This window comes from Pseudomonas sp. MAFF 730105 (genome assembly GCF_055380705.1).
Map to the genome: position 1 here is coordinate 3,892,967 of NZ_AP018438.1, position 12,062 is coordinate 3,905,028.

Annotated in this window: 9 protein-coding genes; all 9 read right to left on the reverse strand. The window is 63.2% G+C overall.

Features of this window, described 5'->3' with window-relative positions; all coding sequences use genetic code 11:
* Positions 1–43: 43 nt before the first annotated feature.
* The gene (locus tag PCOSP_RS16925) at positions 44–739 is read right to left on the reverse strand and encodes an anaerobic ribonucleoside-triphosphate reductase activating protein (protein WP_464709104.1); all 696 of its coding nucleotides are present in this window, start codon (positions 737–739) and stop codon (positions 44–46) included.
* Positions 736–897 carry an anaerobic ribonucleoside-triphosphate reductase gene (nrdD, locus tag PCOSP_RS16930; protein WP_139643483.1) on the reverse strand — a complete coding sequence of 54 codons (162 nt, stop codon included), beginning with the start codon at positions 895–897 and terminating at the stop codon, positions 736–738. The genes PCOSP_RS16925 and nrdD overlap by 4 nt, the downstream gene beginning before the upstream one ends.
* 29 nt (positions 898–926) lie before the next feature.
* Positions 927–2,942: a ribonucleoside triphosphate reductase gene (locus PCOSP_RS16935; protein WP_464709105.1), complete on the reverse strand. Its 2,016-nt coding sequence runs from the start codon at positions 2,940–2,942 to the stop codon at positions 927–929.
* Between the two features lie 261 nt (positions 2,943–3,203).
* A complete protein-coding gene (gene moaA / locus PCOSP_RS16940) occupies positions 3,204–4,196 on the reverse strand; it encodes a GTP 3',8-cyclase MoaA (protein ID WP_464709106.1) in 993 nt (330 codons plus the stop codon).
* Positions 4,197–4,221: 25 nt separating this feature from the next.
* The gene (locus PCOSP_RS16945) at positions 4,222–5,166 is read right to left on the reverse strand and encodes a peptidylprolyl isomerase (protein WP_464709107.1); all 945 of its coding nucleotides are present in this window, start codon (positions 5,164–5,166) and stop codon (positions 4,222–4,224) included.
* A 10-nt stretch (positions 5,167–5,176) separates the two neighbouring features.
* Positions 5,177–5,857, reverse strand: coding sequence for a respiratory nitrate reductase subunit gamma (narI, locus tag PCOSP_RS16950; RefSeq protein ID WP_175363906.1), 681 nt, complete (start codon positions 5,855–5,857; stop codon positions 5,177–5,179).
* Positions 5,850–6,605, reverse strand: a complete 756-nt coding sequence (gene narJ, locus PCOSP_RS16955) for a nitrate reductase molybdenum cofactor assembly chaperone (RefSeq protein WP_464709108.1) — start codon at positions 6,603–6,605, stop codon at positions 5,850–5,852. The genes narI and narJ overlap by 8 nt, the downstream gene beginning before the upstream one ends.
* Positions 6,606–6,607: 2 nt before the next feature.
* A complete protein-coding gene (gene narH, locus PCOSP_RS16960) occupies positions 6,608–8,146 on the reverse strand; it encodes a nitrate reductase subunit beta (protein ID WP_448643246.1) in 1,539 nt (512 codons plus the stop codon).
* 10 nt (positions 8,147–8,156) lie between these two features.
* A complete protein-coding gene (locus PCOSP_RS16965; protein ID WP_464709109.1) occupies positions 8,157–11,924 on the reverse strand; it encodes a nitrate reductase subunit alpha in 3,768 nt (1,255 codons plus the stop codon).
* Positions 11,925–12,062 lie beyond the last annotated feature (138 nt).

The window sequence follows — 12,062 nt, forward strand, 5'->3', positions numbered from 1 at the left end:
GCGGGTCATTCCGAGCCGCGGTGTCGTTCGTCCTGGCGCAGGCTTAGCTGCGCAACACGAACGAGGGAAACAGCTCCCGCAGGGCGGCCCACAGTTCGGGCTGCAAGGCGTGTGCCGAAACGCTGGAGAGGTGCGGGTCGAGCATCCGGGCCGTGCGCACCAGTTGCACGGCGAAGCGGGTCACACCCCGCTCGCTCAGGCGCCGGGCCAGGGTCAACAGCCGCTCGGGGTCGAACAGATGCCAATGCACCGTGGTGCGACATTCGTAATCCACACCGCTGTCCAGCAGATGGTCGAGGCTGCGCCAGTTGGCCGCGCCACTGCCTTCAACCCGGGTCACGTCCAGGGCATCTTCGGGCAGTGCCTTGATGTCGAAGCCCACCCAGTCGGCTTGCCCGACCACCTTGGCGAACGCCGCCGGCTTGATGCCGGCGCTGTGCAGGCCGATGCGAAAGCCCATCTGCCGCACCTCCGCCATGGCCGAGGCCAGGCCGTCCTGCAAGGTCGGCTCGCCGCCGCTGAACACCACGGCATCGAGCAGGTCCTGGCGGCGTTGCAGGAACGCCAGCACCCGGCACCAATCCACTTCCTCGCTGCCACGGGGCGGGATCAGTTGCGGGTTATGGCAATAACGACAGCGCCAGGCGCAGCCCTGGCAAAACAGTACGCAAGCCAATTGGCCCGGATAATCGAGGGTGGTCAGGGGCACCATGCCCCCGACCCGCAGCACTCGACTCATGGACGCCCGGCCGCGCGTTCAGTGAAATGCACCCGCTCGCGGTGCTCGGACTGCTTGCCCGGGTTGAACGCCGCCACCGGGCGGTGATACCCCATCACCCGGGTCCAGACTTCACAACGTTGGCGCTGGGCCTGCGGAAGGTTGCTCGATTCATTCATGGTGAAACTCCTTGCGGTGGATGATCGGATCAGTGGACGCTGCGTGCCTGCTGCTGTTGCAGCAGCAACGCCTCGTCGCATTTGGGACAGAACTCGTGTTCACCGGCCAGGTAGCCATGCACCGGGCAGATGGAAAACGTCGGCGTGACCGTCAGGTACGGCAGCCGGAAACGCCCCAGGGCCTTGCGCACCAATTGCTTGCAGGCCTGGGTGGATGAAATCTGCTCGGCCATGTACAGGTGCAACACGGTGCCGCCGGTGTACTTGCATTGCAGTTCGTCCTGCAGTTCCAGGGCTTCGAACGGGTCCTCGGTAAACCCCACCGGCAATTGCGAAGAGTTGGTGTAGTACGGCGCGACCGGACTGCCGGCCTGCAGGATATCGGGGTAGCGCTTGAGGTCTTCCTTGGCGAAGCGGTAGGTGGTGCCTTCGGCGGGCGTGGCTTCCAGGTTGTAGAGGTGGCCGGTCTCCTCCTGGAAACGCAGCAGCGTCGCCCGTACATGATCGAGCAACTGCAGCGCGAACTCGCGTCCCTGCCCGGTGTGCAGCCCCTGCTGGTCATCGGTGAAATTGCGCAGCATTTCGTGCAGGCCATTCACGCCGATGGTGGAGAAGTGATTGCGCAAGGTGCCCAGGTAACGCTTGGTGTAGGGATACAGGCCGGCGTCCATGTGGTGCTGGATCACCTTGCGCTTGACCTCCAGGCTTTCCTTCGCCAGTTCCATCAGGGCATCGAGACGCTGCAACAGTGCGCTGGTGTTGCCCTTGTACAGGTAGCCCAGCCGTGCGCAGTTGATCGTCACCACCCCCAGCGAGCCGGTCTGTTCCGCCGAACCGAACAAGCCGCCACCGCGCTTGAGCAGCTCGCGCACATCCAGTTGCAAGCGGCAGCACATTGACCGCACCTGGTTGGGTTGCATGTCCGAGTTGAGGAAATTCTGGAAGTACGGCAAGCCGTAGCGGGCCGTCATTTCGAACAGGCGGTCGGCGTTTTCGCTGTCCCACGGGAAATCATGGGTGATGTTGTAGGTCGGGATCGGGAAGGTGAACACCCGCCCTTTCGCATCGCCGGCTTGCATTACCTCGATGTAGGCGCGATTGATCAGTTCCATTTCCGCTTGCAGGTCGCCATAGGCGAACGGCATCTCTTCACCACCGATGATCGGAATCTGTTCGCGCAGATCCTGCGGACAGACCCAGTCGAACGTCAGGTTGGTAAACGGCGTTTGCGTGCCCCAGCGCGAGGGGACGTTGAGGTTGTAGATGAACTCCTGCAACGACTGGCGGATCTCGTCGTAGCTGAGCCGGTCCTTGCGCACGTAGGGCGCCAGGTAGGTGTCGAACGAGCTGAAGGCCTGGGCCCCGGCCCATTCGTTCTGCAGGGTGCCGAGGAAATTCACCATCTGCCCCAGGGCACTGCTCAGGTGCTTGGGCGGCCCGGCCTCGACCCGCCCCGGTACACCGTTGAGGCCTTCGTGCAATAGCGTACGCAGGGACCAACCGGCACAGTAGCCGGCGAGCATGTCCAGGTCATGGATGTGCAGGTCGGCCTCGCGGTGCGCCTCGCCGATGGCCTGGCTGTAGACTTCATCGAGCCAATAGTTGGCGGTGACCTTGCCGGAGACGTTGAGGATCAACCCGCCGAGGGAATACCCCTGGTTAGCGTTGGCCTGCACGCGCCAGTCTTCACGATCGAGGTATTCGTTCATCGACGTGGCGACTTCCACCAGGGTGCGGCGGTCCCGGCGCAGGCGCCCGTGTTGCTCGCGGTAGACGATGTAGGCGCGCATGGCGAGGAAGAAACCGGCGTCCATCAGCACCCGCTCGACCCGGTCCTGGATCTGCTCGACGTTCAATCGTGACTGCCCTTCCAATCGGGCAAGCACGGCGTCGAGCAGCGCTTCGGCTTCAGCCTCGGCGTATTCGCCGGTGGCCTTGCCGGCGGCGATCAGCGCCTGGCGGATCTTGTCCGCATCGAAGGCGACCACACTGCCGTCGCGCTTGTGCAGGCGGTTGCACCCTACTGAGATCAACGTACTTTGCATTTGGGCTCCAGACACTACATATAGGCCTTTCAAGTTCATAAAACACAATATGCAGTGGAGAGTACGGGTTGAAGGCTGGTTTGCAATTGACTGATGTCAAGAATCGGGGGAGTCAATTGATAGGGATGTGACTGGGCTGCCGTCATCGCGAGCAGGCTCGCTCCCACAGGGGACCTGGGTGAGCACAAATCTCGCAATCAACTCAAACCCATGTGGGAGCGAGCCTGCTCGCGATAGCGCCAGCACAGGCAACGATGCTCCTCACCCCCCACTCATGTTCATGAACCGTACGATCTGCACCTCCCCACCCGGGTTGAAGTCGTGGCGCAGAGGCTTGCCGCGCAAGGCGTGTTGCACCGCCTGGATCACCGGCTGGTCCTCCAGCGGATAGCGCCGCAGCAGGCCACGCAGGTCGAGGGAGTTCTCTTGTCCAAGGCACAGCAGCAAGCGACCTTCAACGGTCATGCGCACCCGGTTGCAACTGGCGCAGAAGTTGTGGGTGTTCGGCGAAATGAAGCCGATCCGCGTGTCAGGATGGCGCTCCAGGCGCACATAACGCGCCGGCCCGCCGCTGTTCTCGGCGCTGTCGAGCAACCGGTGATGACGGGCGATCGCCGCCCGGACCTCTTCGCTGGAACAGAACGACTCGCCCCGGGAACGTCCTACCTCTCCCAAGGGCATTTCCTCGATGAAGCTGATGTCGATGCGTTGCTCGATGGCGTACTGCACCAACGCCGGCACCTCATCGAAATTGCGCCCCTTCATCACCACGCAGTTGAGCTTGATCCGCTCGAACCCGGCCGCCTTCGCCGCTTCGATGCCAGCCAGCACCTGGTCGAGGTTGCCGTTACGGGTGATGGCCCGAAAACGCTCGCCGTCCAGGCTGTCGAGGCTGATGTTCATGCGCTTGACGCCGGCATCGACCAGCGGCCTGGACAACCGCCCCAACTGCGAGCCATTGCTGGTCATCACCAGCTCCCGCAGGCCGGGCAATGCCGCGATATCGCGGCACAACCCGACGATACCCGGGCGAATCAGCGGCTCGCCGCCGGTCAGGCGGATCTTCTTCACTCCCAGGCCGACGAACAACCGCGCCAACCGCTGGAGCTCTTCCAGGGTCAATACCTGCTGACGCGGCAGGAAGGTCATGTGCTTCGCCATGCAATACACACAGCGAAAATCACAACGATCGGTCACCGACATCCGCAAATAATCGATCTGGCGCCCAAATCCATCCTGCAGCACAGCGTTCATGAATGCCCCCTGTTCGAGTCGATGCTCACTGCACCAGCGGCGAGTCGGCGCCCTGAAGATGAATGCCGCGAATGTCCGCTGCACCGATCAGGGTTTGCAGGTACTGCACCAGCGCTTTCTGCCAGACGCCCTGCTGCAACTGGGTGCGGATCGCCGTCGCCACCGCCTCGTAAGGCAACGGCTGGCCGTCGATGCGCTGGTCGATGCTGATCACGTGCCAGCCATAGCGACTCTCCAGGGGTTTGCCGCACAGTCCCGCCGGCAAGGCGAACAACTGACGCTCAAGCTCAGGCACGGTCTGGCCCTTGCTGATCTGTCCCAGCGACCCGCCCTGCTCCTTGGACGGGCAAGCCGAATATTTCTGGGCCAGGTCGGCGAAGCTGCCCGGGGCCTGGTCCAGTCTTTCCAGCAGCAGCTCGGCCTGGACATGGGCGAGGCTGCGTCCCTCGGCATCGTCCGGTGCGCATTCGAGCAGGATGTGCCGCACCGCCAGCAACGGTGCGCTGTGAAAGCGCGCCCGGTTGCTTTCGTAGTAGCGCAGGCAGGTCGCTTCGTCGCATTGCGGCACCTGCACCTCGCGCTCGAGCAGCAGCCGCGTCGCAGCCTCCTCTTCGTTTTCGCCAGCACCGACCTGCAGGGACAGGCCCAGCTCGGCGATGCGTTGCTGGAGCAGTTCCCGAATCACCAGGGCCCGCGCCGCCTGGTAGACCGCGTCCTCCCGACTCTGCGCCGGGTGGTACTGCAGCTCCTGGGCCATCGCCTGCGGGGTGATCGACACCCCGTTGACGCTGATGATCGGCCACTCCTGTTCACTGCTGGCAATCAACTGCGGCGACTCTTCGTCAACCGTCACCGGATCGAACTGCACCGCCCCAAGGGGCGCGACATCCGCCACGGGCGCCGCGCTTGCCGAAGATCCACAGCCGCCGCTGCCGCCATTACCGCCACCACATCCGCATCCACTGGCCATGATCGCCTCCTCAGAATTTCTGCCGAACGATTTGATAACGCCGTCCCAGGTACCAGACCGGCGCACTGACGATGTGCACCAGACGGGTGAACGGAAACAGCACGAACAGGGTCAGGCCGAGCAGCACATGGAGCTTGTAGACCAGGCCCACTGGCGCTATCGATGTGGCGGCGTCGACCGGACGCAACATCACGGTGTTCTGCGCCCAGTCGGCTAGCATCACCATCACCGAACCGTCCATGTGGGCGGTGGAGGCAACGATGGTCATCAGCCCCAGCACCAGTTGCACCAGCAAGACCACCAACACCAGGATGTCCGAGGTGTTGGACGTAGCGCGAACCCGTGGGTCGCTCAGCCGGCGGTTGAGCAGCATCAGCAAGCCGATCAGGCCCAACGCGCCGAAAAAGCCACCGGAAACCATCGCCAACAACTGTTTGTTCTCGGTACTCAGCACATGGTGGTAGACCGCCGACGGCGTCAGCAGCCCCACAAAGTGGCCGGCCAGCACGAACAGCACGCCGACGTGGAACAGGTTGCTCGCCACGCGCATGCCGCGTTTGTTCAGCATCTGGCTGGAGCCGGCCTTCCAGGTGTACTGGGCGAGGTCGAACCGCGCCCAGCTGCCGAGCAGACAAATCGCCAGGGCGACATAGGGGTAGACCCCGAACAACAACAGATCCCACTTAGACATTGCCCACCTCCCCGGCTGGCGCAGCGGCCCGCCCTTCATGCTGAAAATCCACCCAGTGCAACGGCACCGCACTTTCTTCCCGGGCCCTGCCCGGCGCGCTCGGCAGCGAACTGCAACGGTCCTGCTGTTCGGCCTTCATGAAATCCACCGCCTCTTCCTCCCAGACCCGGTCCAGGGCTTCCAGGGAATCGTCCCGGGGCTCGGCTTTCACTTGCTCACGCAACTCGGCGACCGCGCCGTGGGGTTCGGCCCCGGCGATTTGCAGCAAGGCCCGGAAGCAACTGGCGTAGGCGCTTTCACGCTCATCCAGGCGTGCGGCGAGCAAGGCCAGCAGGTGCGCGACATCCGCGAGGCCCTCGCGGGCCTCGAGGTCTTCGCGGGTGGAGAGATATTCCAGGTACAACGGGATGTAGTCGGGCAGCTCCTTGACGCCGATGGCGAAACCGGCCGCCTCGTACTGGGCCATCATGTCCACCATCGCCTGGCCCCGGTCGCGGGATTCGCCGTGGACATGTTCGAACAGCAGCAGCGACAGCGAACGTCCGCGACCGAACAACGCGCCGTAATGCTCCTGGCCGTCCATCAGGTCCTTGGCGCAGATCACCTCCAATAACTCGAACAATCCGGCGCGCTGGTTGGGACTGATTTCCCGCGCCTGGAGAATCGCCTCTTCCAGCTCGTCGCGACCGCCCACCAGGGTCTCGGTCGGGTAGTCGAGCAACAACGAAATCACCTTGAGAATGCGCATGCTCAGTCCTCCCACAACTGCACGGTCTTGATCACGTCACGACGGTTGGCTTTCTTGCCGCCGAACATGTTGGTGTCGGAACTGCCGCTGCAACCGCTTCCGAAGCTGAAACCGCACCCGGAGCGCTCGGCGAACGCGTCACTCATGGCGTCTTCGCGGTGAGCACTCGGCACGACGAAACGGTCTTCGTAGTTGGCGATGGCCAGGTAACGGTACATCTCGTCGACCTGATTCACGCTCAAGCCGACATCGGCCAGCACTTGCAGGTCCTTTACGCCGTCCACCTGTTCGGAACGCTTGTAGGCACGCATCGCCAGCAGGCGCTTGAGGGCCAGCTTGACGGGTTTCTCATCGCCGGCGGTCAGCAGGTTGGCCAGGTAGCGCAGTGGAATGCGCAGGCTGTCGACGTCCGGGATCACCCCGTTCATGCCCACGGTGCCGGCGGCGGCAGCGTTCTGGATCGGCGACAGTGGCGGCACGTACCAGACCATCGGCAAAGTGCGGTATTCCGGGTGCAGAGGCAGCGCAAGCTTCCAATCCACGGCCATCTTGTAGACCGGCGAGCGTTGCGCCGAATCGATCACCGACTGCGGCACGCCATCGGCCAGGGCCTGGCGAATCACCGCCGGGTCGTTCGGGTCGAGGAAGATCTCCAGTTGCTTCTCGTACAGGTCCTGTTCGTTGGCGGTGCTCGCCACTTCGCTGATGCGGTCGGCGTCATACAGCAGCACGCCGAGGTAGCGGATCCGGCCGACGCAGGTTTCCGCACAGACCGTTGGCATCCCGGCTTCGATGCGCGGGTAGCAGAAGATGCATTTTTCCGACTTGCCGCTCTTCCAGTTGAAATAGATCTTCTTGTACGGGCAGCCGCTGATGCACATGCGCCAGCCGCGGCATTTCTCCTGGTCGATCAGGACGATGCCGTCCTCTTCGCGCTTGTAGATCGCGCCGCTCGGGCAGGACGCCGCGCACGCCGGGTTCAGGCAGTGCTCGCACAGGCGCGGCAAGTACATCATGAAGGTGTTTTCGTACTCGCCGTAGATGTCCGCCTGGATCTTGTCGAAGTTCTTGTCCTTGCGCCGCTTGGCGAACTCGGTGCCGAGAATCTCCTCCCAGTTCGGGCCCCACTCGATCTTCTCCATGCGCTTGCCGGACACCAGCGAGCGCGGCCGCGCGGTGGGCTGGTGCTCGCCCAAAGGCGCGGTGTGCAGGTGCTGGTAGTCGAAGTCGAACGGTTCGTAGTAATCATCCAGGCCTGGCAGGTCCGGGTTGGCGAAGATGTTCGCCAACACGCGGAACTTGCCGCCGATGCGTGGGTTGATCGAGCCGTCGGCATTGCGCACCCAGCCGCCCTTCCACTTGTCCTGGTTTTCCCATTCCTTGGGGTAGCCGATGCCGGGTTTGGTCTCGACGTTGTTGAACCAGGCGTATTCCATGCCTTCACGGCTGGTCCAGACGTTCTTGCAGGTGATCGAACAGGTGTGGCAACCGATGCATTTGTCCAGGTTCAGGACCATGCCGATCTGTGAACGAATCTTCATTTCAATCTCCTCAATCCAGCTCAGTCGGCAGGGGACGCGGCAGGTCATCGCCGCTGGAACCGTCGAGCCAGTCGACCTTGGCCATCTTGCGCACCACGACGAATTCGTCGCGGTTGCAGCCGACCGTGCCGTAATAGTTGAAGCCGTAGGCCTGCTGGGCGTAGCCACCGATCATGTGGGTGGGCTTGAGCACCACGCGGGTCACCGAGTTGTGATGGCCGCCACGGGTCTTGGTGGTTTCCGAACCGGGCACGTTCACGATCCGTTCCTGGGCGTGGTACATCATCACCATGCCCTCCTTGACCCGCTGGCTGACCACCGCCCGGGCGGTCAGCGCGCCGTTGGCGTTGAAGCACTCGACCCAATCGTTGTCCTCGATGCCGGCGCGCCGGGCGTCGATCTCGGAGAGCCAGATGATCGGCCCGCCACGGCTCAAGGTGAGCATCAACAGGTTGTCGGTGTAGGTGCTGTGGATGCCCCACTTCTGGTGCGGCGTGATCCAGTTGAGGACGATCTCGGGCTCACCATTGCTGCGCTTGCCCTTCACCCCTTCGATGGTCCGGGTGTTGACCGGGGGCCGGTAGCTCATCAGCTGTTCGCCGAACGCCTGCATCCACGGGTGATCCTGGTAGAACTGCTGGCGGCCGGTGATGGTGCGCCATGGGATCGACTCATGAACGTTGGTGTAGCCGGCGTTGTAGCTCACGTGATCGTCTTCCAGGCCGGACCAGGTCGGGCTGGAAATGATCTTGCGCGGCTGGGCCTGGATGTCGCGGAAGCGGATCGCCTCGTGCTCCTTGGATACAGCCAGGTGGCTGTGGTCGATGCCAGTGAACTCCGACAGCGCCGCCCAGGCCTTGACCGCCACGTGGCCGTTGGTTTCCGGGGCCAGGGACAGGATCACTTCGGCGGCGTCGATGGCACTGTCGATTTTTGGCCGGCCCTGGCTGATACCGGCGTCCACTTCGTGGTGGTTCAGCTCGCCAAGGAATTTCACCTCGGTGTCAGTGTTCCAGTTGATGCCCTTGCCGCCGTTGCCGAGCTTCTCGAGCAGCGGGCCCAGGGAGGTGAATTGCTTGTAGATGTTCGGGTAGTCGCGCTCCACCACTTGCAGGTTCGGAGCGTTCTTGCCCGGTTGCGGCGCCTCGCCGGCGGTTTTCCAGTCGGTGCCGCCAAACGGCTGGGCCAGCTCGCCGACGCTGTCGTGCATCAGGGGTACGGTGACCAGGTCTTTCTCGACACCCAGGTGTCCGACCGACATGGCCGAGAACGCCTTGGCGATACCCTTGTAGATTTCCCAGTCCGAACGCGACTCCCAGGCCGGATCGATGGCCGCCGACAACGGATGGATGAACGGGTGCATGTCCGAGGTGTTCATGTCGTCTTTTTCGTACCAGGTGGCGGTCGGCAAGACGATGTCGGAATACACGCAGGTCGAGGACATACGGAAATCCAGGGTGGTCACCAGGTCGAGTTTGCCGATGGCGCCCTCGTCGATCCATTCGGCCTCGGTCGGCTTGCAGTCGCCGACTTGGCCGATGTCCTCGTTCATCACGCCGTTCTTGGTGCCGAGCAGGTACTTGAGCATGTACTCGTGGCCCTTGCCCGAAGAACCCAACAGGTTGGAGCGCCAGATGAACATGTTGCGCGGGAAGCTCACCGGGTTGTCGGGCTGTTCACAGGCAAAGCGCAGCGACCCGTCCTGCCAGGACTTGACCACGTAGTCCTTGGGTTCCATGCCCGCGGCGGCGGCATCGCGGCAGATGTGCAACGGGTTGGTGTTGAGCTGCGGCGCGCTGGGCAACCAGCCGGCGCGTTCGGCGCGGATGTTGTAGTCCAGAGCGTGCTCGGGGAATTGCGACTTGTCCGCCAGGGGCGAGAGCACGTCGTGCATGCTCATTTTCTCGTGGCGCCATTGGGAGCTGTGGCCATAGAAGAAACTGGTGCCGTTCATCTGCCGTGCAGGACGATTCCAGTCCAGGCCGAAGGCCAGGGGCAGCCAGCCGCACTGCGGGCGGAGTTTTTCCTGGCCGACATAGTGAGCCCAGCCGCCGCCGGTCTGGCCGATGCAACCGCAGAGCATGAGCATGTTGATCAGCCCGCGGTAGTTCATGTCCATGTGGTACCAGTGGTTCATTGCCGCACCGACGATGATCATCGAACGTCCACGGGTCTTGTCGGCGTTGTCGGCGAATTCACGGGCGATCTGGATCGCTTTCTCGCGGCTGACGCCGGTGATCTGCTCCTGCCAGGCCGGGGTGCCGGGCACCGAGGCGTCGTCGTAGTCCTTGGCCACGTTGGCGCCGCCCAGGCCACGGTCGATCGCCAGGTTGGCCGCCGACAAGTCGAACACCGTGGCGACTTTCGCCACGCTGCCGTCGGCCAGCACCACGCTGTGTACCGGTACGCGGCGGAACTGCACCGCGTCACCGGCCACGTGCTGGAAGTGCTCCTGGGTTTCGCCGGCGAAGTACGGGAAGGCCACTTCAGCCACGTCACCGCCGATCAGGCTCAGCTTGAGGTCGATCTCGCGCCCCTCGTCGCCTTCACGGGGCAGGATGTTCCACTTGCCCTTCTCACCCCAGCGATAACCGATGGAGCCTTGGGGCGACACCAGTTCGCCAGCCGCATCGAGGGCGATGGTCTTCCACTCGGGGTTGTTGTCCTGGCCGAGGTTATCGGTGAGGTCGCTGGCCCGCAGGAAGCGGTCCGGCTGGTAACCCGCGCCCGGCGCCGTGCCGAGCATCGGCTTGAGCATCACCAGCACTGGCAGGTCGGTGTAGCGCTTGGCGTAGTCGGTGAAATAGGCGCTCGGCTTGTCCAGGTGAAATTCCTTGAAGATCACATGGTTGAAGGCCTGGGCCAGCGCGGCGTCGGTGCCCTGCTTGGGGTTGAGCCACAGGTCGGTGAGCTTGGCGACTTCCGAATAGTCCGGGGTGATTGCCACGGTCTTGGTGCCCTTGTAGCGCACCTCGGTAAAGAAGTGCGCGTCGGGGGTACGGGTCTGCGGGACGTTGGAGCCCCAGGCAATGATGTAGTTGGAGTTGTACCAGTCGGCCGATTCCGGCACGTCGGTCTGCTCGCCCCAGACCATCGGCGAGGCTGGCGGCAAGTCGCAGTACCAGTCGTAGAAGCTCAGGCACACGCCACCGATCAGCGACAGGTAGCGAGCGCCGGCGGCGTAGCTGACCATCGACATGGCCGGGATCGGTGAGAAGCCCACCACCCGGTCCGGGCCGTGTTGCTTGACGGTATAGACGTTGGCCGCGGCGATGATTTCGTTGACTTCTTCCCAGTTGGAACGAATGAAGCCACCCATGCCGCGCTTGCTTTTATACGAGTCGGCCTTGGCCTTGTTCTCGACGATGCTGGCCCAGGCTTCCACCGGCGGCAGGGTCTGCCGGGCTTCACGCCACAGTTTGAGCAACGGCTTGCGTACCTTCGGGTACTTGAGCCGGTTGGCGCTGTAGATGTACCAGCTGTAGCTGGCGCCACGAGGGCAGCCGCGTGGCTCGTGGTTGGGCAGGTCGTTGCGGGTGCGCGGGTAGTCGGTCTGCTGGGTCTCCCAGGTGATCAGGCCGTTCTTGACGTAGATTTTCCACGAGCACGAGCCGGTGCAGTTCACCCCATGGGTGGAGCGCACGATCTTGTCGTACTGCCAGCGGGAACGGTAGACGTTCTCCCAGTCCCGGGACTCCTTGCGGGTCTCGCCATGCCCCTCGGAAAACTCGCCTTGCTTGCGGTTGAAGAACCGCAGTTGATCCAGTAAATGACTCACAGTGTCTTTCCTCTCAGGCTTGCTCCGCGGGGTCTGCGCCCCGCCCACGCACTGGTGGCCTGTGTGGCTAATTAGCGCACTCAATTTCGGCGCCAGGACTCGTCAAGCTGCGTTGCCATTCCTCGCCGTAGCGGGCTA

Coding starts and splice junctions, on each gene's coding strand:
- nrdD (WP_139643483.1), bottom strand. CDS start 897: ATGAATGAATCGAGCAACCTTCCGCAGGCCCAGCGCCAACGTTGTGAA.
- PCOSP_RS16945 (WP_464709107.1), bottom strand. CDS start 5,166: ATGGCCAGTGGATGCGGATGTGGTGGCGGTAATGGCGGCAGCGGCGGC.
- narJ (WP_464709108.1), bottom strand. CDS start 6,605: ATGCGCATTCTCAAGGTGATTTCGTTGTTGCTCGACTACCCGACCGAG.
- narH (WP_448643246.1), bottom strand. CDS start 8,146: ATGAAGATTCGTTCACAGATCGGCATGGTCCTGAACCTGGACAAATGC.
- moaA (WP_464709106.1), bottom strand. CDS start 4,196: ATGAACGCTGTGCTGCAGGATGGATTTGGGCGCCAGATCGATTATTTG.
- PCOSP_RS16925 (WP_464709104.1), bottom strand. CDS start 739: ATGAGTCGAGTGCTGCGGGTCGGGGGCATGGTGCCCCTGACCACCCTC.
- PCOSP_RS16935 (WP_464709105.1), bottom strand. CDS start 2,942: ATGCAAAGTACGTTGATCTCAGTAGGGTGCAACCGCCTGCACAAGCGC.
- narI (WP_175363906.1), bottom strand. CDS start 5,857: ATGTCTAAGTGGGATCTGTTGTTGTTCGGGGTCTACCCCTATGTCGCC.